The following is a 21696-nucleotide window of genomic DNA, read 5'->3' on the forward strand; positions in this document are numbered from 1 at the left end:
TTTGTCAAACAGAACAAAACAGGAGCGCAAACAATGTCCCACACCCCCCATGAACTGGCCGAGGAATTTCCGGAATTCGTTGAAAAGATGAGCGCGCTGAAGGTCAGCGATGCCCATTATGCCAAGATGCACGAGGAATACCACGAGCTGAATCGCAAGGTGCACCGCGCCGAGACCAACGTCGAGCCGCGCGAAGAGCTTTCCGAGGTCGATCTGCGCAAGCGGCGCGCGGCGCTCAAGGACGAGATCTACGCCTATCTCAAGGCAAACTGATCAATAAAGCGCCAGAGGCGTGGCAGGGCATCGGATCGCCAGAGGTCCGTATGGCCCGCGCCTTTGACAGTCAGGAAGTCTTTCCTTCGGGATGGGGCGGCAGCGAAAATCTGTCGCCCCATTTCTATGGGGATGAGGTCATCTTTGGTGCCGTGCAGGACCAAAAGCGGCGGTCCAAGTGCCTCGGCGCGTGTCAGGCTGGGCCATTTGTTCTCAAGTTTTGCGGCGAAGTCACCCGTGCCCGGATAATGATGCTCGGCCAGATCCGAGATTGAGGTGAAGGGCGCTTCGAGGAGGATGGCCGCGGGTGGTCCGAACCCTTTATGCGAGTTGGTGGACGGGGTGGCCATCAGCGCGATAGCGACGGCGGTGCCAAGGCTTTCGCCATAGAGAATCACGCGGCCGGCGGGAAGATCGCTGAAGCGGGTAAAAAGCGCATGATAGGCTGTTTCAGCGTCCCAAGTCAGCGCGGCCTCGGAAGGGGTGCCGGTGCTGCCTGAAGAGCCGCGATAGGCGGGCGCGAAAAGACCATAGCCCCGGTCAAGAAACCGGCGGAGGCGGCCTGCGCGGACCGCGAGGTTTCCGGCGTTGCCGTGGAAATAGAGGATCACCGGTTTGCCCGGCGCAGGATCGGCCGTCCAGGCAATTAGGGTCTCGTCGTCATTGTGAAAACGGTGCTCGGTGACACCGGAGAGCCCCGCATCGGCCGGTTCCACATGCGAGGGGTCAAAAGGGTAGAGCACAAACCGCTCCGCCACGCTCGATAGGGCGATCATGCCAAAAGACCCCAGAACGACAAGCGTCAGGAGCTTGAAGAGAAGGCGCATCACCCCACCTCGTAGGGCAGAACGCCACGGGCATTTTCATTAATGGTCAGGCGGCGTTCCAGAGGCGGAACCGAGCGCTGATGGCAATGGGTGCGTTCGCAGATTCGGCAGGAAATTCCAATTGGCTCAAAGGCTTGCGGGTTCGAGATGTCCATGTGGTCGGCATAGACGAGCGCGTCCGCGTGGCGGATTTCGCAGCCCAGAGAGATCGCGTAGCGCCGTACCGGTGCGCCGTAGTGACCCCCCGATTTCGACACGTCGCGTGCGAGCGAGATGTAGCGGACCCCGTCCGGCGTCTCGGCAAGCTGGCGCAGGAAGCGGCCGGGGGTTTCGAAGGCGCGGTGCACGTTCCAGAGGGGGCAGGCGCCGCCGAAGCGGGCGAATTGCAGGCGGGTGGCCGAGTGGCGCTTGGTAATGGTGCCGGCCTGATCAACGCGCACGAAGAAGAAGGGAATGCCCTTGGCGCCGGGGCGCTGCATGGTGCTGAGGCGATGGGCGACCTGCTCGATCGAGGCGCCGAAGCGGTGTGACAGGAGCTCCAGATCGTGGCGGGTTTCGCGGGCGGCATCAAGGAAGGTGGCATAGGGCATCAGCGCGGCCCCGGCGAAGTAATTTGCCAGCCCGATCTTGGCAATCGCGCGGGCGGCGTCGGTCTGGAAACGGGCAAGGTCCAGCGTGGCTTCGAGCAGTTTGTCGCTTTGCAGAAGCGCCACCTGCAACAGGAGCTGGAAGGTCTGGGTTTCGGGCTGGGCATAGCGCGAGATTTGCAGACGGCCGGTTTCCGGGTCGAACTGGCGCAGGGGTTCAATGTCGGAATAGGACACGGAAATGCCCTTGTTGCGCAGGGCCGAGATCGCCGTGGCGCGCACGCCGCCCTGATCCGGCGCCTGAACCGCGAAATGTTCGGCGGCGCGGTCGACGGCGTCTATGTAGTTGTCACAATAGTGAAAAAAGTCGCGCACCTCGTCCCAGGGGCTGGCCTGCATCTGCACATCCTGCCGCCCAAGGGCTTCGTCGAGCGAGGCGAGGCGTTCGTGGGTTTGGCGATAGGCGCGGTGCAGTTCCAGAAAGGCGCGGGCCAATGCCGGGGCGTTGGAGGCGGTCAGGCGCAGGTCGGCCAGGGGGGCCGAGGTTTCGGCCAGAACCGGATCGGCCAGTGCTTCGCGCATGTCCGAGACAAGGCGTTCGCTGTCGCCAGTGGAAAGCTCGGTAACGTCAAGGCCGAACTCCTGTGCGAGCGCCAGCACCACCGTGGTCGACACCGGCCGGTTGTTGTTTTCCATCTGGTTGAGATAGGGCAGAGACACGCCAAGCTTCTGGGCGAAGTCCTTTTGCGTGAGGCTGAGCCGGGTGCGTATCTCGCGCAGCTTGGCGCCGGCATAGAGTTTCTGAGTGGGCAAGGCGGGCTCCGGTCACAGGGGTTGCGTAGCTGCAAAGATAGCTTTGCAAAGCACCGTACGCCAGTGGCGATGTGACGAGGCCGGCGAATCGGGGGTTAACCCAGTGTTTGTTGGCGAATCCGAGTTCGGTAACGTGTCGGTATCACGTCGGTATTGCGTCGGTATGGATTTGGGTTTTGCCGGAATTTGTCGACGTTAACGCGGCGCGCTTTACCAATCATGAGGAATTGATCGCGGGTGTTCGCCCATCAGGGTGTTACCTGTTGGTGGACCTCGATCACGTTGCCCTCGGGGTCATGGAAGAAGACCTGATGCCATTCCTTGGCAAAGGCGGTGCCATAGTCGGAATAGGGGATGCCACGCGCGTCAAGGATGGCAAGGAAGGCGGCGAGGTCATCGGTGCGAAAGGCGATATGGCCGCGTTCAACCGGGTTGATGACCCGACCGTTTTTGAAAGCCACGTCAAAGGCGCGTTCGGCAAGGTGCATTTCCATTTTGCCTTCGGTGGCGAAGCGGATCTTGCCATCATATCCCGAGGTGCTGTCGGCTTGGGTGCGCGGAAAGTTTTCCTGGGGGATGTCGTCCAGTCCCAGCACGTTGGTATAGAAATCATGCATGCGGTCGACATCGTCAGCCACGAAGTTGATGTGATGGAATTCCAGTTTCATCCGGCTTGCCTGTGGTCTACTGCCCTTGATGGCCCGTGGTAGCATTGTGCAAAGGGCGCAAGGAAGTGGAAACTTGCCGCTGTAAAGCGTTGGCCGTCAAAGGTGCAGGCGGCGTTCGCGGCGGATCACGGCGAGGATGGTCAGGAAGCCTGCAAAACTGGTGGCGAACATGATCCACAAGAGCGGGAGCGGGCCGGAACCGGGTACAAGGAGGGCCCCGGCCAGCGCCGACAGCCCCGCGCCGCCGCCGATCATGATCGAGCCGGACAGGCCCGATGCGGTGCCCGCAAGATGCGGGCGCACGGAGAGCGCGCCGGAGGTGGCGTTGGGGATGGTCAGCCCGTTGCCAAGGCCGACAAATGTCATCATGCCAAAGAACAGTTCGGCGCTTCCGGCGCCGCCAAAGACGATCAGGATCAGAACGCCGATCCCGGCGGCGGCAATGGCGCAGCCCGCGACCACCATGCGATTGATTCCGAAGCGGACCGAGTAGCGCCCGGACAGGAAGTTGCCGATGAAATAGCCCACGGCCGGGGCGCCGAAATAAAGCCCCATCAGGGCGGGGGACAACCCGTAGATATTGGTGGCTACAAAGGGCGCCCCGCCGAGATAGGCAAAGAAGGCCCCCGAACTCAGACCGCTGGCCAGCGAATAGCCCCAGAAGCGCGGGCTGGTGAGCAGCTCGGGGTATTCGCGGAACTGTTTGGCAAGCGAGAGGCCGCTGCTTTGCTTGGTTTCGCCAAGATCCGCCCAGGTGAGCACGAGAATCAGCAGGCCCACCGCGAACAGCAGCCAGAAGCTGGCCTGCCAGCCAAAAGCCTGATCCAGCAATCCGCCAAAGACCGGGCCAAGCATCGGCACGATGGTCATGCCCATGGTCACATAACCGATCATCGAGGCGGCTTCGTCTGCCGGAACCATGTCGCGCACCACGGCGCGGCTCAGCACCATGGCCACCACCACCGCGGCCTGCATCATGCGGAAGGTCAGAAACAGGGTGACATTGGGGGCGAAGATGCAGCCCAAGGTGGCGAGCAGAAACAGCACCATGCCGCCAAGAATCACCGGGCGGCGCCCGAGTTTGTCCGAGATCGGCCCGACAAGGATCTGCAACACGGCATTCACGCCGAGATAGACCGCCACGGAAAGCTGCATGACGCTGTATTCCGTGTCAAAATGCGCCGTCATGCTGGGCAGGCTGGGCAAGAAGATGTTCATGCTCAGCGCCGAAATCCCGGCCAGCAGGATCAGCGTGAAAATGTTCGGTGGCGTGGAGCGGTCGAGGAACTGACCGCGCGGTTTTGAACTCATGAGTTCAGAGGTAAGTGCTGGACGCCGCGTTGTCCATCATTGGTATTTGATTTGTGTAGTTTTTGCTGTTTTGCAATATTCAGTCAAAAGATTTTCCATACTTTGCAAATTTGCCGAATTAAGCTTTGTATGGAGGGTCGCTGCGGCTATGGTCTCTTTCAAATCATAGGGGACATGCCATGAAAGATATTCTCCAGCAACTGGAAGAACGCCGGGAAGTGGCCCGGCTGGGCGGCGGACAGCGCCGGATCGACAGTCAGCACGCCAAGGGCAAGCTGACCGCACGCGAGCGGATCGAACTGCTTCTGGACGAGGACTCGTTTGAAGAGTTCGACATGTTCAAGACGCACCGCTGCACCGATTTCGGAATGGAAAAGGACAAGCCCGCAGGCGACGGTGTGATCACCGGCTGGGGCACGATCAATGGCCGCATGGTTTACGTGTTCAGCCAGGACTTTACCGTGTTCGGCGGGTCGCTGTCGGAAACCCACGCGGAAAAGATCTGCAAGATCATGGACATGGCCGTACAGAACGGCGCGCCTGTGATTGGTCTCAATGACTCGGGCGGTGCCCGTATCCAGGAAGGCGTGGCCTCGCTTGCCGGGTATGCCGAAGTGTTCCAGCGCAACATCATGGCTTCGGGCGTGGTGCCGCAGATCAGCGTGATCATGGGCCCCTGTGCCGGTGGTGCGGTGTACAGCCCGGCGATGACCGACTTCATCTTCATGGTGAAGGACACGTCCTATATGTTCGTGACCGGCCCGGATGTTGTGAAGACCGTGACCAACGAAGTGGTGACCGCAGAGGAACTGGGCGGGGCGTCGACTCACACCAAGAAATCCTCGGTCGCGGATGGCGCGTTCGAAAACGACGTCGAGGCGCTTGCCGAAGTGCGCCGCCTTGTCGACTTCCTGCCGCTGAACAACCGTGAAAAGCCGCCCGTCCGCCCGTTCTTTGACGAGCCGGGCCGGATCGAAGATTCGCTGGACACGCTGGTGCCCGAGAACCCCAACACGCCCTACGACATGAAAGAGCTGATCGTGAAGCTGGCGGACGAGGGCGATTTCTACGAGATCCAGGAAGATTACGCCAAGAATATCATCACCGGCTTTGTCCGCCTTGAAGGGCAGACCGTGGGTGTCGTGGCCAACCAGCCGATGGTGCTGGCAGGCTGTCTCGACATTGACTCGTCGCGCAAGGCCGCCCGGTTCGTGCGCTTCTGTGATGCGTTTGAAATCCCGATCCTGACGCTGGTTGACGTGCCGGGCTTCCTGCCGGGGACCTCTCAGGAATATGGCGGCGTGATCAAGCACGGTGCGAAGCTGCTCTTTGCCTATGGCGAAGCGACGGTGCCGAAAGTGACCGTGATCACCCGCAAGGCCTATGGCGGCGCCTATGACGTGATGGCGTCCAAGCACCTGCGCGGTGACTTCAACTATGCATGGCCGACGGCGGAAATCGCGGTGATGGGCGCCAAGGGCGCAACCGAGATCATCCATCGTGCCGATTTGGGCGATGCCGAGAAGATCGCCAAGCACACCGCCGATTACGAAGACCGGTTTGCGACGCCCTTCGTGGCCGCAGAGCGGGGCTTTATCGACGAGGTGATCCAGCCGCGCGGCACGCGTAAACGGGTGGCCCGGGCCTTTGCCAGCTTGCGCAACAAGTCGGTCAAGAACCCGTGGAAGAAGCACGACAACATTCCGCTCTGAGCGGAGCGTTGAACACGCAAGGTCGGGTGGGTTTGTAACCCACCGGACCCATTGAAAGGGTGGGTAGCAGACCCACCCGACGGAGGATGCCATGACACAGCTCTGGAACAACCAAGCCTTCAGCGTCTCGCACGCCGATGACTCGCCCTTCGTGGGCGAGGGGCTGCGGGCGTTCTTTGAGTATCGCGACCTTGGCATCCAATCCGCCACCAAGGGCAAGTTCGGCGCGCATGTGATCCGGGCCGTGCCGGGGATGGAAAGCCCGGGCGCGTGGCATTCCCATGAGCTCGACTTCCAGATGGTCTATGTGACCAAGGGCTGGGTCGTGTTCGAATACGAAGGGCAGGGCGAGCACATGCTGCGCGCCGGGTCCTGTGTGTTGCAACCGCCGGGGATCAGGCATCGCGAGTGCCGTCATTCCGATGACATGGAGCTGATCGAGATCATCAGCCCGGCGGAATTTGCCACCAATGACGAGGACGCACCGGAATGAGCCGGACGGGCTGGCATATCCTTAGCGAGGGGGAGACCCTGACGCTGGCGCGGCGCAACCGCGCGCGGCTGGATGTGGCGGCGCGCACCGAGTTGCCCGATGCCGGGCGGCTGCGCATCGCGCACCAGGTCCGGCAGGACATGTGGCGCGCGCTCCAGGGGCTGCGTGGGTTTTCGCCCGTGGTGCAGGTGCGCCGCGAGGCAGGTCAGCTGCATATCACCGCCGGGGGCGAGATCGCCGGAGCGTTCAGCCGGGAATACGTGGAAAACATGATCCGGGACGTGCTTGAGCACCCCGAACGGCGGTCGCGGTGGATCCGTTATGCGCGCCGGTCAGGGGGGCAGTCATGACCCGGTGGGCTGCATGGAATTTGTTCGGCGGGAATATTAAGTCCCGCCCCCATACGGCAGCGGATTTTCCGCGCCGGATGTGCCATACTGTGGGCGCAGTAGCGAGATTCGCCGCGTTTGGAGGGGCCCTTTGTGGCGCGGCCGCGGCCGGGGTTTTGGAGGAGACACCGGCCGTGCCCTCCGGCAACGAGATTCACCTTCAGGAAATCCTGCTTGAGACCCGAGATGACAAGCTGCGGGTGGCGCGGTTCCGTTATATCATGCCGCTGATCCGGCAGGGGGTCGAGTTCGCCGAGATCGAAGACGATTTTTTCCACCTGTGCATTGGCGTTGCGGTGCCGTATCTGACCACGCAAGGCGAAACGGTGGATCAGGTCGTCATTTCGATGGCCGACCGGGAAACGGAATTCGGCGTCATGGACACGCTCGCGACGCAATATTTCGAAGCCTTCACGGTGCAAGATGGCACCTGTATCTGGGAGGGTTTCTGATGACACCACAATATCTTGCGCAAAGGAATGCAGGCAGGGACGCGATTGCGGCTTTGCGGCCACATCACATTAGCTTGGCGCCCTATCCGTATCTTTTTGCAGTAGAATCCACTATTCTCCGGTCACGTCGCCCGTGGGCGATCGTGGGGCAGGCAGGGTCGAATGGCCCTGTTTCCAATGAAAACAAGAACTGGAGAAACAGATGTCAAAGAGCATCAAAGCATTCCTGGCCCTTGGCCTTGTTGCACTTGTCGCAGCCTGTGCAGACACCGCACAGGTTGAAGAATATGTCGTGGTCGACCCCGAGCCGATCTCGCAGGAACCGGTTTACACCGGCAAGTACAAGTAAGCTTGGCGCCAAGCGATTCGGGCAGGCCCTCGGGCCTGTCCGCCCAGCCCTGAGCCAGAACGCTCCTGTCATCCGGAGGAGCGCGGCATGATCAAGCACAAGGGCTTTCCGGGTCGTCTTCCGGGTACGGATTTCCAGTTTGTCATTCGCCGCGCCAACCCCAAGGGCGCCACGCCGATCACCCGGCGCGAACGGTTCAAGGACCGCCGTCCGGCCGACCGGCGCGCGGATGCCGGGTTCATGACCGCGTTGTGGGATCATTTCGGGGACCAGCCGTTTGAGCGGGGCAACCTTGATGCCGGGCGGCTGAGCTGGCTTTTCGGGCGCGAAGTGAAACCGGTGGACCCCGACAATTTCGACCCCGAGGATTACGAAGCGCTGCTGGTGATCGACGTGGACGTGGCGCGGGCCTCGTTCCCGGATGCGATCGATGGGGGGTGGGCATGATCTTGCCGATCCGCGCGCAGAATGGGCAGAAAGCGGCCCAAGGTCAAAATCTCTCGACGCAAGCCGTTGAGATGACAAGAAACCATGCCAATATGGACCATGTGGAGCACGGGCTTGTTCGGGTCCGCTCCTGTAACAGTGTATTCCGTTACCCTTCCCCTTTCGGGTGGTCCTGTGGCGTCCCTGCGGGATCACCCGTTTTTTCTAGTCAAGCCGTGGCGTATAACGCGGTCAGAATGTCGGGAGGAATGCCCGGCCGATCAGAGGAAACAGGCAAATGTCAAAAATTTGGAAATTCGCTCTTGCCGGCGTGGCCGCTATTGGGCTGGCGGGCTGTGGAGACACATTCGGTGAGCAGGCGCTCATCGGTGCGGGCGCCGGTGCGGCCACGTCAGCCGTTGTCGGGGGCAGCGTCGCTGCGGGTGCGCTTGTCGGGAGCGCCGCAAACGTCATCTATTGCAAGGAAAACCCTGGCAAGTGCTGATCGACTGAATTCCTCGGCCCGGTTTGGGCTGATCGAAAATGAACACGCCATCTGTGCCCTGTCGGGCGCAGGTGGCTTTTTTGTTGCCAATTCCGGCGCGACCGTGTCGCGCGGGACAAGAACCAGAAGGGACATGACATGTTCGACAAGATCCTGATTGCCAACCGTGGCGAGATTGCCTGCCGGGTGATCAAGACCGCCCGCAAGATGGGCATCAAGACCGTGGCCATCTATTCGGATGCCGACAAGCAGGCGCTGCATGTGCAGATGGCCGATGAGGCCGTGCATATCGGCCCGCCCCCGGCGAACCAGTCCTATATCGTCATCGACAAGGTGATGGATGCGATCCGTCAGACTGGCGCGCAGGCGGTGCACCCGGGTTACGGCTTCCTGTCGGAAAACTCGAAATTCGCCGAGGCGCTTGAGGCCGAAGGCGTGGCCTTTGTCGGCCCCCCCAAGGGCGCGATCGAAGCCATGGGCGACAAGATCACCTCGAAGAAGATCGCACAGGACGCGAACGTGTCGACCGTGCCCGGTTACATGGGCCTGATCGAGGACGCGGACGAGGCCGTGAAGATCTCGAACGAGATCGGTTATCCGGTGATGATCAAGGCCTCCGCCGGTGGCGGTGGTAAGGGGATGCGGATCGCGTGGAACGACCAGGAAGCGCGCGAGGGGTTCCAGTCGTCCAAGAACGAAGCCGCGAACAGTTTTGGTGACGACCGGATTTTCATTGAGAAATTCGTCACCCAGCCGCGCCACATCGAAATTCAGGTTCTCTGCGACGCGCATGGCAACGGCATCTATCTGAACGAGCGCGAATGCTCGATCCAGCGCCGGAACCAGAAGGTTGTGGAAGAGGCCCCGAGCCCCTTCCTTGACGAAGGCACCCGCAAGGCGATGGGCGAGCAGTCGGTCGCGCTGGCCAAGGCGGTGGGCTATGCCAGCGCCGGGACGGTGGAATTCATCGTCGATGGCGACAAGAACTTCTACTTCCTTGAAATGAACACCCGTCTGCAGGTGGAACACCCCGTGACCGAGCTGATCACTGGTGTCGACCTTGTCGAGCAGATGATCCGCGTCGCGGCCGGCGAGCCGCTGAGCATCACGCAGGACGATGTGGGCATCAACGGCTGGGCGATTGAAAACCGCGTATACGCCGAAGACCCCTATCGCAACTTCCTGCCGTCGATTGGCCGCCTGACCCGCTATCGCCCGCCCGCCGAAGTGGCTGCCGGTCCGATGCAGGACAATGGCAAATGGGCCGACAAGGCGATCGAGGGCAAGGATTATGCCGTGCGCAACGATACCGGCGTCTATGAAGGCGGCGAGATCAGCATGTATTACGACCCGATGATCGCCAAGCTTTGCACATGGGCGCCGACCCGTGACGAGGCGATCGAAGCAATGCGCAACGCGCTCGACGGGTTCGAGCTGGAAGGCATTGGTCACAACCTGCCCTTCGTGAGCGCGGTGATGGACCATCCGAAGTTCATCAGCGGCGACATGACCACGGCCTTTATCGAGGAAGAATATCCCGAAGGGTTCGAGGGCGTGACCCTGCCGAGCGACACGCTCAAGAAGATCGCGGCGGCCACCGCGGCGATGCATCGCGTGGCGGAAATTCGGCGCACCCGGGTCTCGGGCCGCATGGACAACCACGAGCGCCGCGTTGGCACGAAATGGGTTGTAACGCTGCAGGGCGAAGAGTTCCCGGTCAAGATCAAGGCCGACAAGAAGGGCTCGACCGTCAAATTTGCCGATGGCGACAAGCTGCGCGTGACGAGCGATTGGACGCCGGGCGATCAGCTGGCCGAAGTGAAGGTTGGCAAGGAGCTTCTGGTGCTCAAGGTTGGCAAGATCTCGGGCGGGTTCCGGATCCGCTCGCGTGGGGCCGATCTGGCTGTGCATGTCCGCACGCCGCGTCAGGCCGAGCTTGCCAAGCTGATGCCGGAGAAGGTGGCGCCCGATACTTCCAAGCTGCTCTTGTGCCCGATGCCGGGTCTGATCGTGAAGGTCAACGTGGAAGTTGGGCAGGAAGTGCAGGAAGGTCAGGCGCTGTGCACGGTGGAAGCCATGAAGATGGAAAACATCCTGCGCGCCGAGAAGACCGGTGTCGTCTCCAAGATCAACGCCGCAGCGGGCGACAGCCTTGCCGTGGACGACGTGATCATGGAGTTCGAATAAGGCGATGTCTGCGCGGCGACACATATGGCACGAAGCCCCGGATCATATCCGGGGCGGGGGAGCCTTGTGCGCCGCGCATGTCCCGTCTCAGCGGGACGGGCGGTGGCTGTCGCGGATTTCCTGTTGCCGCAGCGGCATCTTGTCGATCGAGGCAGAGATGGCGCGCACGTCCCAAGGGAAGGGTTTGCGCAGGTACGGATTGCCGTCCTTGCCAATCAGCACCAGCATGAAGCCGCGCGGGCGCAGCGCTTCGCGCAATGCCGATTTTGCGCCCGGATTGGTGTCGGAGAGCACCACGACATCGCGTTCGGCAAGCTCGTCGGGAAGCGCATTCAACAACTCCATCTGCTGGGCAAAACGCGGATCGCGGTCGGTGTCGGCAAAAATCACCAACGGGCGTTTGATCCAGCGGAATTCTTCCAGCGTGGCGGTTTCGCCATTCTGGAAAAGTGCGTCTTCCGACGCTTGCGCATCGGTCTCGGCGGCCTGTGCAATGGCAGCGGGAGCGGCCAGAAAGACAGATAGAACAAGGGCTAAGCGGTGGGTCATGATCTCTCCTGCTCAGTCCAATATATGGGGTGGCGCCCGATTTGCGACAGGCAAATTGGAAAGCCACGGGAATTTTATGTCCGCCTGACCCGGCGGAGGAAAAATGGCCGGCGCCCGCTCGGGCGGGGCCGCGTGAGACATGGACGAGGAATTGGATATGACCGATACCAAGAAATGGGCCGAACTGGCCGAGAAGGAACTGCGCGGGCGCCCGCTGGACGATCTGACCTGGAAGACGCTGGAAGGCATCGACGTCAAGCCGCTCTATACCGAGGAAGATACCGACGGGCTGGACCACATGGGCAGCCTGCCGGGCTTTGGCCCCTTCACGCGCGGCCCCAAGGCGACGATGTATGCCGGGCGTCCGTGGACGATCCGTCAATATGCGGGCTTTTCGACCGCCGAGGAATCCAACGCCTTTTACCGTCGCAACCTTGCTGCGGGTCAACAGGGCGTGTCGGTGGCCTTCGACTTGGCGACGCACCGTGGCTATGACAGCGACCACCCGCGCGTGGTGGGGGATGTCGGCAAGGCCGGTGTGGCGATCGACTCGATCGAGGACATGAAAATCCTGTTCGACGGCATTCCGCTCGACAAGGTGTCGGTGTCGATGACCATGAACGGCGCGGTGATCCCGATCCTTGCCAACTATATCGTGGCCGGTGAAGAACAGGGCCATGACAAGGCGCTTCTGGCCGGGACCATTCAGAACGACATCCTGAAAGAGTTCATGGTCCGCAACACCTATATCTACCCGCCCGAACCGTCGATGCGGATCATTTCGGACATCATCGAGTACACCAGCAACGAGATGCCGAAATTCAACTCGATCTCGATTTCCGGCTACCACATGCAGGAAGCGGGCGCGAACCTTGTGCAGGAGCTGGCCTATACGCTGGCGGACGGGCGCGAATATGTGCGCGCGGCTATGAATGCGGGCATGGATGTCGACAAGTTCGCAGGCCGCCTGTCGTTCTTCTTTGCGATTGGCATGAACTTCTTCATGGAAGCGGCCAAGCTGCGTGCGGCGCGTACGCTCTGGCACCGCATCATGACCGAGTTCGGTGCGAAATCCGAGCGTTCGAAAATGCTGCGCACCCACTGCCAGACCTCGGGCGTGAGCTTGCAGGAGCAGGACCCCTATAACAACGTGATCCGCACTGCGTACGAGGCGATGTCGGCGGTTCTGGGCGGGACTCAAAGCTTGCACACCAACGCGCTTGACGAAGCCATCGCGCTGCCCACCGATTTCTCGGCCCGGATTGCGCGCAACACCCAGCTCATCCTGCAGGAAGAGACCGGTGTGACCAACGTGGTCGATCCGCTGGCGGGCTCCTATTACGTTGAAGCGCTGACCGACGAGCTGATCCAGAAAGCCTGGGCGCTGATGGAAGAGGTCGAGGAAATGGGTGGCATGACCAAGGCCGTGGCCTCGGGCATGCCCAAGCTGCGGATCGAGGAATCGGCCGCAACCCGTCAGGCGATGATCGACAAGGGCGACGAGGTGATCGTCGGGGTCAACAAGTACCGCAAGGACAAGGAAGACCCGATCGACATTCTGGACGTGGACAACGTGGCCGTACGTGAGAGCCAGATTGCCCGTCTCGAGAAAATCCGCGCGACACGTGACAACGCGGCCTGCGAGGCCGCGCTGAACGAGCTGACGCGGGTTGCGAAAGAGGGAGGCAATCTGCTCGCCGCCGCTGTGGAGGCAGCGCGCGCACGGGCATCTGTTGGGGAAATCAGCATGGCTATGGAAAAGGAATTCGGTCGTCACCGCGCCGAGGTCAAGACGCTGGCCGGAGTGTATGGCGCCGCCTACGAGGGCGACGAGGGCTTTGCCGCGATCCAGAAATCGGTCGAGGACTTTGCCAACGACGAGGGGCGCCGTCCGCGGATGCTGGTCGTGAAGATGGGGCAGGACGGACATGACCGTGGTGCCAAGGTGATCGCGACAGCCTTTGCCGATATCGGCTTTGACGTGGATGTGGGCCCGCTGTTCCAGACCCCGGACGAAGCGGCGCAGGACGCGGTGGACAACGACGTGCATGTCGTCGGGATCTCGTCCCAGGCCGCCGGGCACAAGACGCTGGCACCGCAGTTGATCGAGGCGCTCAAGGCGAAAGACGCGGGTGATATCATCGTGATCTGTGGCGGGGTGATCCCGCAGCAGGATTACGAATTCCTGCAGAAGGCGGGTGTGAAGGCGATCTTTGGCCCCGGCACCAATATTCCGGAAGCCGCGCAGGATATTCTGAAGCTGATCCGCCAAGCGCGCGGGTAAGGGCTGCCGGGGGGGTTGCCCCCCCGGACCCGCAGGATAGCCGGGGGTTTTGCACCCCCGGACCCCCGCAGAGTATTTCCGGCAAAATGAAGAGAGAGGCGCGGTCCGAAAGGGCGGCGCCTTTTCCTGTTTGTGAAAGGGCTTTCAACTTGGTCAGGGAAGGCGTTTTATGCGGGCAGGTAACGTGAGGGAGGCGCGCATGGAATTGGATCATCTGGCGGTGGCCGGGGAGACGCTGGACGCGGCGGTGGCGCATATTGAAGAGGCGTTGGGGGTGGAGATGCTGCCCGGTGGCAAGCATGATCATTTTGGCACCTATAATCGGCTTTTGGGCCTCGGGGGCGGGTTGTACCTTGAGGCGATTGCGATTGATCCGGAGGCGGAAAAGCCGGGGCAGGCGCGGTGGTTTGATCTCGACCGGTTTTCCGGCGGGCCGCGGTTGCAGAACTGGATCTGCCGGGTGACGGATATGGATGCGGCGCTGGCGGGGCTGGATGTGGATGCCGGGGTGCCGGTGGCGTTGAGGCGGGGCGATCTGCGCTGGCGGATGGCGGTGCCCGGGAGCGGTGTGTTGCCGTTTGACAATTGTTTTCCGGCGTTGATTCAATGGGATGTGGCAGTGACACCGGCAGAGCTTCTGGCGCCGTCGGGCTGTTCCTTGCGGCGTCTTGAGGTGGCGCATCCACAGGCGGCGTCGTTGCGGGCAGCGGTGGCTCTGGACGATGCGCGGGTGGTGTTCGTGGAGGGCGAAAGCGCGTTGCGCGCCGCGTTCGACACGCCACACGGGGTCAGGGTGCTGGCATGAAGCTGCGTCAGGCGGAGCCGGGGGATGCGATGGCGATTGCGCGGATCTGGAACCGGGAGATCCGGGACGGTGTGAGCACGTTCAACAGTGTCGAGAAGCCGGTGGAGGAAGTCGCGGGGATGATAGCGGCGCGTCCGCAGGCCTGGATCGTGGCCGAAGTGGAGGGCGTCGTGGCCGGGTTTGCGACCTGGTCACAGTTTCGCGGCGGTGTGGGGTATGCCCACAGTTTCGAACACACGGTGCACCTGGACGCGGTGGCCCGCGGGCGGGGCGTGGGCCGCGCGTTGATGGCGGCGGCGGAAGAGGGCGCGCGCCGGGAGGGGGCACATGTCCTGGTGGCCGGGATATCCGGGGAGAACGCGGCGGGAATCGCCTTTCACGAGGCCATGGAATTTCGGCATGTCGGGCGGATGCCCGAGGTGGGGCGCAAGTTCGGCCGCTGGATGGATTTGATCTTGATGCAAAAAATGCTGTGATGCGGCGCTGACTTCTGCGTTTGCAAAGGATATGGTCGCAACATGTCGATCTGGACCCGTATTTCCGATGCTTTGTCCGCCCTTGCCAAGGGCGAGGGGCTGGCGGCCGTTTTCGAGCGGCTGAGCACGCCGCCGGAGCGCTCGATTGCCTTCACCATTGCCGTGATCGGACTTGGCGCGAAAATGGCCAAGGCCGACGGGCTGGTGACACGCGACGAGGTGACGGCCTTTCGCGAAGTGTTCCAGATCGCGCGCGAGGACGAGGCGCAGGCGGCGCGGGTGTTCAACCTTGCGCGGCAGGACGTGTCGGGTTTCGAGGAATATGCCCATCGGATCAAGGGGTTGTTCGGGCCGAGCAATCAGGGCTTCTGTGACCTGATGGAGGGGTTGTTCCACATCGCGGTGGCGGATGGCGAATATCACCCGGCCGAAGATGCGTTTCTTGCCCGGGTGGCGGAAATCCTTGAATTTCCCGAACCGGAGTTTCAAGCGATGCGGGCGCGTTACGTGCCGGATGCGGAGCCGGACCCCTATAGCGTGCTGGGCGTGACGCCGGACATGCCGCTTGTCGAGATTCGCAAGGCCTGGCGCAAGCTGGTGCGGGAAACCCACCCGGACAGCATGATTGCGCGCGGGGTGCCGGAAGAAGCGATCCGGCTTGCCGAGAAGCGGATGATCGACATCAACCGCGCCTGGGACCAGATCAACGAGGCCGCGTGATGCGGATCGCCACGTATAACGTGGAGTGGTTCAACAATCTGTTTGACGCGCGTGACAAGCTTGTCGTGGATGATCGCTGGTCGGGGCGGCAGGACGTGACCCGCGCCCAGCAGGCCGAGGCGCTGGGCATCGTGTTCACGGCGATGGATGCGGATGCGGTCATGATCATCGAGGCGCCAGACCAGAATGGGCGGCGCGATGCGGTGGCCGCACTGGAAGATTTTGCCCGCGCCTTTGACCTGCGCACGCGCAAGGCGGTGATGGGGTTCATGAATGACACCCAGCAGGAGATTGCGCTTCTTTATGATCCGGACGTGTTGAGCGCGCGCCACGATCCGGTTGGCGAGGAAACCGGCAAGAAAGGCGCGGGCGATGCACCGCGCTTTGACGGGGTGTTTCGGATTGACCTCGATATTGACGCGACCGAAGACCTTGTGAGCTTTTCCAAGCCGCCGCTGGAACTGGCGGTGCGCACGGCAAAGGGGACCGAGCTGCGCATGATCGGGGCACATCTCAAATCCAAGGCGCCGCATGGGGCGCGCAACCGCGACCAGGTGATGCGGCTTTCGATTGCCAACCGGCGCAAGCAGCTGGCGCAGGCGATCTGGCTTCGGGCACGGATCGAGGCACATTTGCGGGCGGGAGAATCGCTCATTCTGCTTGGCGATCTCAATGACGGGCCGGGGCTGGATGAATATGAACACCTGTTCGGGCGGTCCTCGATCGAGATCGTCATGGGGGAAGAGGGGCCGTTGGGGTTGTTTGATCCCCATGCCCGCGCTGCGCTCAGGCGGCGGCTGGGGCCGGTGCCGACCTCTGCGCGGTTCTTTCTGCCCAAGCAGGGGCGGTATCTGCAGGCGCTGCTGGATTACGTGATGGTGTCGGAGGACCTGCGGGCGCGAGAACCGGTCTGGCGGATCTGGCATCCGTTTGATGACCACGATTGCTGGAAGGTGCCGGAGTTGAGAGAGGCGCTGTTGACCGCGTCAGATCATTTTCCGGTGGTGTTGGATATCGACATTTGAAATGGCAGGGCTTGAGGCCCATATCTGATGCTATGAGAGTATATGTGATTGCAGTTTGTGCGGCGCTGGCCGCACCGGTGGCCCCCGTCATGGCCCAAGCGCAGGGCAGCGAAGAGGACTCGGGCACGAGCCTGATGGAAGAAGGCGCGCGCCTGTTCCTCAAGGGATTGCAGCAGCAGATGGAGCCCGCCCTTGAAGGGTTGCAGGGCTTTGCCGAGGAGATGGGCCCGCAGATGCGGTCATTCTTTGTCGAGATGGGACCGGCGCTTCAGGACCTGATGGAGAAGGTCGAGGACTGGAGCGCCTATCATCCGCCGGAAATGTTGCCCAACGGCGATATCATCCTGCGGCGCAAACAGCCCGAGGAACAGGTTGATACGCCCGAAGAGGGTGAAACCGATATCTGAGGGGGCCAGCCCCCTCGGTTGAAAATGCGGGCATTTTCACCCTTCACCCCTGGGATATTTGCGGCAAAAGGAAGTGGGGGCCTGGCGCGCGTGCGTCAGGGCATGCGCAGTTCATTGAGTGTCGCGGCGCCGCTGTTGGGGGCGTTCAGGATGAAGAGTCGGTCGAATTGCGCCTGTGTCATCTCAACCGGATCCGGCGCGCCAAGCGCGGTCAGGATGCCGGGAAGAGTTTCGACATGACCGACGATGAGCACACGGTCGCCTTCGTGATCGAATTCCAGCGCATCAAGAAGCGCGGAAGGCGTGTTGGCGGGAAATGAGATCAGGGGCAGATCGAGGGCATTGGCGATGAGGGTGCCGGTCTCCACCGTGCGGCGGGCCTCGGAGGTGATCACGACATCGAGGCCGACGGGGCGCAGCATCGTGGCCCAGTTGGCGGCGCGCGCGCGTCCGTCTTCCGTCAGCGCAGGGTCGGGGCCGTCCTGTTTTTCGGCATGGCGGATGGCAAGCACCAGCTCTTGCGCATGGAGGGGGGCGGCGAGCCACAGGGTGAGGAGCAGAAGCAGGGTTTTGACAGGTTTGTTCATGGTCTTCTGCTCTTTTGACGTGGCTGTCAGCCGGTGATCTCGACATGGGGCGTGGCGTCAAGGGCGCTGCAGAGCGAGTGGAACCGGGCCTCGGCCACCTCGCCGAACAGCGGCTCGGCGGCGGCGGGCAGGATCAGGTGCAGTTCGCGTTTCTTGGGGTGCCATTTGAGATACCCCATGTCGTCGCGGTTCTGAATCCAGAGCATCGCGCCAAGGCGCATGGCCTTGCCGAGAATTTCCGCCTGAACCTGGTTCTTTTCGTCGAGCAGCCCGGAGAGGGCCTCAAAGCCGGTGCCTTCGCGCTTGTTGCGGTAGCGGTGCAGCAGGGCGAGGCCGAGAAACACCCGTTCGGAATGTTTCAGACCGCCCAGATTGGCGCGGGTGGCGGCGTCGAAACAGGTCTGGGCACGGTAGTCGGGATGCGCGCGCCAGCTCACGTCATGCAAGAGGCAGGCGGCCTTGATCAGGCGTTTGCGCTCATGATTGGCGGAGCGGAACAGGGAATGCAGAAAGGCGTAGAGCGATTTGCCGAAACCGGGCAGGCGGGCGTCCTTGGCCTCTGCAAAGCGGCAGGCTTCGATCAAGGGGTCGCGGGCGCGCAGGCGGTCGGGCATCTGTTCGTAAAGCATGCCTTCGCGGATGCCATAGCTGGAGACCGCGATGTCATGCGGTTTGAAGCGGCGGACGACGCCTTTGAGCACCTCGATGGCGATGGGGACGAGTTCCATGCGGCTTGAGGAGATGCCGCAGCGCGCGCGCAGCTCTTCAAGGTCGTTCTCGGCGATATAGCGGGCGGTGGCCCGTACGGATTTGCCGCTCATGCGGTATTCGTGCAGCACGTGCAGCGGGTAGCCGCGCCGCTCCATGTCGATGCGGGCAATGGCGCGCCACGACCCCCCGACAAGGAAGAGGCGGTTGTTCTGGACACCCATCTCGGCCTGAAGACGGTCGAGGGTTTCGTCGATGAAGTCCTTGCGCCCCTTCTTGCCCCCTTTGAGGTCGCGCAGTTTGAGCGGGCCAAGTTGGGAGGTGACACGGCGGCCGACCTCGCCGTTGTTGATCTCGGCCAATTCCATCGAAGAGCCGCCGATGTCACAGACCAGACCGTAGGCGCCGGGCCAGCCCAGAAGCACACCCTGTGCCGAAAGGCGGGCCTCTTCGCGGCCATCGATCACGTGGATGGTGACACCGGTTTCGCGCAGCACATCGGCGCAGAATTCGGCCCCGTCATCAGCTTCGCGCACGGCTGCGGTGGCGACAGCGGTCAGCCCGTCGAGCCCCATTCCGTCGGCCAGCCGCTGAAAGCGGTGGATCGCGGCGAGGGCGCGGCGGCGACCCTCGGGGTTGAGGTGGCCGGTTTCGCCAAGTCCGGCACCCAGCGCACACATGATCTTTTCGTTGTAGAAATAGGCCGGGCTGCGCGCGGCGCCGTCAAATACCACGAGACGGACCGAGTTGGAGCCCACATCCACCACGCCGACGCGCGACAGCGCGCGTGCCTCGGGGTCGTTAAAAAGCGGACGCCCAAAGAGCGCCCAGTCTTTTGCGGGTTCCGAATTACCGTCCATGCCGTTCCCCGAATACGTGCCTGTCTCAATGTGCGCCAGTGACGGGACCGGGTCAATCTTCGGTATGGGTCAGTTTGGGCACATCCGAGGCGCCGGCAGAGCCACGGCCCGACAAAGAAGGGTTCTCCATGAAGAACCTGTGGCAATTGAACGCAAATTCGCCTTCGGGGACGAGGGTGCGTTCAAACGAGCCATCGGGCTTCATCACCCAGCTTTGGGCCACGTCAGCCAGGTTGGCGGCCATGACCTGGCTCACGATCTGGGCCTTGACGGTGGCGTTGTTGATCTCGACCAGTGTTTCCACGCGACGGTTGAGGTTGCGGCCCATCCAGTCGGCGGACGAGATGAAGACGCGCGCTTTCTTGTGGGGCAGGCCGTGGCCATTGCCGAAACAGACGATGCGGGAATGTTCAAGGAAGCGCCCGACGATGGATTTGACGCGGATATTGTCGCTGAGGCCCTTGATACCGGGGCGCAAACCGCAGATGCCGCGAATAACGAGGCTGATCTTTACCCCGGCCTGGCTGGCGGCGTAGAGCGCGTCGATCACCTCGGCGTCGATGAGCGAGTTCATCTTGGCCCAGATCTCGGCGGGTTTGCCAGCCCGCGCGTGTTCGCTTTCGGCGGCGATCATCTCGAGCAGGCGGGATTTCAGCGAGATCGGGGAAATCGCGAGGTTGTCGAGCTTTTCCGGCTCCACGTAGCCCGAGAGATAGTTGAACACCTTGGTCGCGTCGCGGCCCAGTTCTGTGTCGCAGGTGAAGAAGCTGACATCGGTGTAGATCTTGGCCGTGATCGGGTGATAGTTGCCGGTGCCATAATGGGTGTAGGTCACAAGCTGGTCGCCTTCGCGGCGCACCACGGTGGAAATCTTGGCGTGAGTCTTGAGGTCGAGGAAGCCGTAGACCACATGCGCGCCCGCGCGTTCAAGGCGGCGGGACTGGCGGATATTGGCGGCTTCGTCAAACCGCGCCTTGAGTTCGACCAGCGCCGTGACGGATTTGCCGTCCTCGGCGGCTTCGCACAATGCTTCGACGATGGGCGACAGCTTGGAGGTTCGATAAAGCGTCTGCTTGATCGCGACGACGTCGGGGTCGCGCGCCGCCTGTTGCAGGAAACGCACCACCATGTCGAAGGTTTCATATGGGTGATGCAGCAGCATATCTTTCTGTCGGATGGCGGCAAACATGTCGCCGTCGAAATCCTGTACCCGTTCGGGCACGCGGGGCGTGAAGGAGGGCCAGAGCAGGTCGGAGCGCTCATCCAGCACCAGCTCCTTGAGGTCGGCGAGGCCGATCATGCCGTCGATCTCGACCACCTCGTCTTCGGTGACGTGCAGCTCGTCCATGATCAGCGCCTTGAGCGACTTGGGGGCGTCTGTCGAGATCTTCATGCGCACGACTTCGCCGCGGCGGCGGCGTTTCAGGGCAACTTCGAATTCGCGCACGAGGTCTTCGGCTTCGTCCTCGACCTCGAGATCGCTGTCGCGCAGCACGCGGAAGGCACAGTGGCCCTTGGCCTTGTAGCCGGGGAACAGGCTGTCCAGATGCAGGAGCAGCAGTTCTTCGAGCGGCAAGGCGCGGGTGGTGCCTTCGGGGGCGGGCAGGAAGATGAAGCGGTCGATTTGGTGCGGGATCGGCAGAAGCGCCTGAAGCGCGCGCTTGTCTTTGTTGCGTTCCAGTTGCAGCGCCAGCGAATAGCCGGTGTTGGGGATGAAGGGGAACGGGTGCGCCGGGTCGATGGCGAGCGGCGAAAGCACCGGGAACACCTTGTTCAGAAAGACGGATTCCAGATGGGTCTTGTCGTCATCGGTCAGGGATTTGTGGTCGAGAATATGGATGTTCTCGGATTCCATTTCGGCGCGCAGGGCGATGAACATGCGCTGCTGGCTTTGCAGCAGGTTGCGGGCATCGTCGTTGATCAGGACAAGCTGTTCGGCGGGGCTCAGCCCGTCCTGGGCCGGGGTGGAATTGTTCTCGCGCACCAGCTCGCGCAGGCCTGCGACGCGCACGGTGTAGAATTCGTCAAGGTTGGTGGCCGAGATCGACAGGAACCGCAGGCGTTCGAGCAGGGGGACGCGGGGATTCTCGGCCTCTTCCAACACGCGCCAATTGAAACCCAGCCAGCTGAGTTCGCGGTTGTAGAAGCGTCCCGGGCCGGAAAGATCAATTTCGGGCAGGTCGATCGGGGCGGGGAAATCGGATTTCAGAAAGTCGGCTTGGGTCATGATACGAACAATATAGGGAGTGGGTAACGGGATCGTAACACTAGGCGTGTTTTTTC

At 62.0% G+C, this 21696-nt stretch carries 23 protein-coding genes; 15 read left to right on the forward strand and 8 right to left on the reverse strand.

What is annotated here, in order from left to right; genetic code table 11:
• Nucleotides 1–33: 33 nt before the first annotated feature.
• Complete coding sequence (locus BMZ35_RS16825; protein ID WP_093095346.1) at nucleotides 34–273, forward strand: HP1242/YdcH family protein; 240 nt, start codon at nucleotides 34–36, stop codon at nucleotides 271–273.
• Here BMZ35_RS16825 and BMZ35_RS16830 read toward each other — a convergent pair.
• The 4 genes from BMZ35_RS16830 to BMZ35_RS16845 form a co-directional block, all read right to left on the reverse strand.
• Complete coding sequence (locus BMZ35_RS16830; protein ID WP_093095348.1) at nucleotides 255–1100, reverse strand: alpha/beta hydrolase; 846 nt, start codon at nucleotides 1098–1100, stop codon at nucleotides 255–257. The two genes, BMZ35_RS16825 and BMZ35_RS16830, sit on opposite strands and share 19 nt — an antisense overlap.
• Nucleotides 1100–2500 carry a helix-turn-helix domain-containing protein gene (locus tag BMZ35_RS16835; protein ID WP_093095350.1) on the reverse strand — a complete coding sequence of 467 codons (1401 nt, stop codon included), beginning with the start codon at nucleotides 2498–2500 and terminating at the stop codon, nucleotides 1100–1102. The genes BMZ35_RS16830 and BMZ35_RS16835 overlap by 1 nt, the downstream gene beginning before the upstream one ends.
• Before the next feature lie 248 nt (nucleotides 2501–2748).
• A complete protein-coding gene (locus BMZ35_RS16840; protein ID WP_093095352.1) occupies nucleotides 2749–3168 on the reverse strand; it encodes a VOC family protein in 420 nt (139 codons plus the stop codon).
• 96 nt (nucleotides 3169–3264) lie between these two features.
• Entirely contained in the window at nucleotides 3265–4479 is a 1215-nt protein-coding gene (locus BMZ35_RS16845) for a multidrug effflux MFS transporter (protein WP_093095353.1), read from the reverse strand.
• A gap of 179 nt (nucleotides 4480–4658) precedes the next feature.
• Here BMZ35_RS16845 and BMZ35_RS16850 point away from each other — a divergent pair, with 179 nt between their 5' ends.
• The 8 genes from BMZ35_RS16850 (at nucleotide 4659) to BMZ35_RS16880 (ending at nucleotide 10992) form a co-directional block, all read left to right on the forward strand.
• Complete coding sequence (locus tag BMZ35_RS16850; RefSeq protein WP_093095356.1) at nucleotides 4659–6191, forward strand: acyl-CoA carboxylase subunit beta; 1533 nt, start codon at nucleotides 4659–4661, stop codon at nucleotides 6189–6191.
• A gap of 91 nt (nucleotides 6192–6282) precedes the next feature.
• Nucleotides 6283–6684 carry a cupin domain-containing protein gene (locus tag BMZ35_RS16855; protein WP_093095358.1) on the forward strand — a complete coding sequence of 134 codons (402 nt, stop codon included), beginning with the start codon at nucleotides 6283–6285 and terminating at the stop codon, nucleotides 6682–6684.
• Nucleotides 6681–7034 carry a hypothetical protein gene (locus BMZ35_RS16860; RefSeq protein WP_093095361.1) on the forward strand — a complete coding sequence of 118 codons (354 nt, stop codon included), beginning with the start codon at nucleotides 6681–6683 and terminating at the stop codon, nucleotides 7032–7034. Before BMZ35_RS16855 ends, BMZ35_RS16860 begins: the two co-directional genes overlap by 4 nt.
• A 77-nt stretch (nucleotides 7035–7111) precedes the next feature.
• Complete coding sequence (locus BMZ35_RS16865; RefSeq protein ID WP_278247159.1) at nucleotides 7112–7525, forward strand: DUF6497 family protein; 414 nt, start codon at nucleotides 7112–7114, stop codon at nucleotides 7523–7525.
• A gap of 202 nt (nucleotides 7526–7727) precedes the next feature.
• Complete coding sequence (locus BMZ35_RS20990) at nucleotides 7728–7874, forward strand: hypothetical protein (protein WP_165610109.1); 147 nt, start codon at nucleotides 7728–7730, stop codon at nucleotides 7872–7874.
• An 87-nt stretch (nucleotides 7875–7961) separates the two neighbouring features.
• On the forward strand, nucleotides 7962–8321 hold the full coding sequence (locus BMZ35_RS16870; protein ID WP_093095368.1) for a hypothetical protein: 360 nt from the start codon (nucleotides 7962–7964) through the stop codon (nucleotides 8319–8321).
• A gap of 277 nt (nucleotides 8322–8598) precedes the next feature.
• Nucleotides 8599–8805 carry a hypothetical protein gene (locus tag BMZ35_RS16875; RefSeq protein ID WP_093095373.1) on the forward strand — a complete coding sequence of 69 codons (207 nt, stop codon included), beginning with the start codon at nucleotides 8599–8601 and terminating at the stop codon, nucleotides 8803–8805.
• A 138-nt stretch (nucleotides 8806–8943) separates the two neighbouring features.
• Nucleotides 8944–10992, forward strand: a complete 2049-nt coding sequence (locus BMZ35_RS16880; RefSeq protein WP_093095377.1) for an acetyl-CoA carboxylase biotin carboxylase subunit — start codon at nucleotides 8944–8946, stop codon at nucleotides 10990–10992.
• A gap of 87 nt (nucleotides 10993–11079) precedes the next feature.
• Here BMZ35_RS16880 and BMZ35_RS16885 read toward each other — a convergent pair whose 3' ends face one another.
• Entirely contained in the window at nucleotides 11080–11541 is a 462-nt protein-coding gene (locus BMZ35_RS16885) for a DUF4174 domain-containing protein (protein ID WP_093095380.1), read from the reverse strand.
• A gap of 157 nt (nucleotides 11542–11698) precedes the next feature.
• Here BMZ35_RS16885 and scpA point away from each other — a divergent pair, with 157 nt between their 5' ends.
• The 6 genes from scpA to BMZ35_RS16915 all read left to right on the forward strand — a co-directional run bounded on the left by scpA (nucleotide 11699) and on the right by BMZ35_RS16915 (nucleotide 17258).
• Nucleotides 11699–13825 (forward strand): methylmalonyl-CoA mutase, encoded by a 2127-nt coding sequence (scpA, locus tag BMZ35_RS16890; RefSeq protein ID WP_093095571.1) that lies wholly within the window; start codon nucleotides 11699–11701, stop codon nucleotides 13823–13825.
• A 199-nt stretch (nucleotides 13826–14024) separates the two neighbouring features.
• Complete coding sequence (locus tag BMZ35_RS16895) at nucleotides 14025–14630, forward strand: VOC family protein (RefSeq protein ID WP_093095383.1); 606 nt, start codon at nucleotides 14025–14027, stop codon at nucleotides 14628–14630.
• Nucleotides 14627–15106: a GNAT family N-acetyltransferase gene (locus BMZ35_RS16900; RefSeq protein ID WP_093095386.1), complete on the forward strand. Its 480-nt coding sequence runs from the start codon at nucleotides 14627–14629 to the stop codon at nucleotides 15104–15106. Before BMZ35_RS16895 ends, BMZ35_RS16900 begins: the two co-directional genes overlap by 4 nt.
• 42 nt (nucleotides 15107–15148) lie before the next feature.
• Nucleotides 15149–15826 carry a TerB family tellurite resistance protein gene (locus BMZ35_RS16905; RefSeq protein ID WP_093095390.1) on the forward strand — a complete coding sequence of 226 codons (678 nt, stop codon included), beginning with the start codon at nucleotides 15149–15151 and terminating at the stop codon, nucleotides 15824–15826.
• Complete coding sequence (locus tag BMZ35_RS16910; protein WP_093095393.1) at nucleotides 15826–16851, forward strand: endonuclease/exonuclease/phosphatase family protein; 1026 nt, start codon at nucleotides 15826–15828, stop codon at nucleotides 16849–16851. Before BMZ35_RS16905 ends, BMZ35_RS16910 begins: the two co-directional genes overlap by 1 nt.
• Before the next feature lie 32 nt (nucleotides 16852–16883).
• On the forward strand, nucleotides 16884–17258 hold the full coding sequence (locus tag BMZ35_RS16915; RefSeq protein ID WP_093095395.1) for a hypothetical protein: 375 nt from the start codon (nucleotides 16884–16886) through the stop codon (nucleotides 17256–17258).
• A gap of 95 nt (nucleotides 17259–17353) precedes the next feature.
• On the opposite strand, the gene BMZ35_RS16920 is transcribed toward BMZ35_RS16915, so the two are convergent.
• Genes BMZ35_RS16920 through BMZ35_RS16930 form a run of 3 tightly spaced genes read right to left on the reverse strand, consistent with a single transcriptional unit; the run spans nucleotide 17354 to nucleotide 21640 of the window.
• Entirely contained in the window at nucleotides 17354–17845 is a 492-nt protein-coding gene (locus BMZ35_RS16920; protein ID WP_093095397.1) for a SixA phosphatase family protein, read from the reverse strand.
• 26 nt (nucleotides 17846–17871) lie between these two features.
• Nucleotides 17872–19413, reverse strand: coding sequence for a Ppx/GppA family phosphatase (locus BMZ35_RS16925; RefSeq protein ID WP_093095401.1), 1542 nt, complete (start codon nucleotides 19411–19413; stop codon nucleotides 17872–17874).
• A gap of 52 nt (nucleotides 19414–19465) precedes the next feature.
• Entirely contained in the window at nucleotides 19466–21640 is a 2175-nt protein-coding gene (locus tag BMZ35_RS16930; RefSeq protein ID WP_093095404.1) for an RNA degradosome polyphosphate kinase, read from the reverse strand.
• Between the last annotated feature and the right edge of the window lie 56 nt (nucleotides 21641–21696).

Source organism: Shimia aestuarii, from assembly GCF_900114635.1.
Classification (GTDB): Bacteria; Pseudomonadota; Alphaproteobacteria; order Rhodobacterales; family Rhodobacteraceae; genus Shimia; species Shimia aestuarii.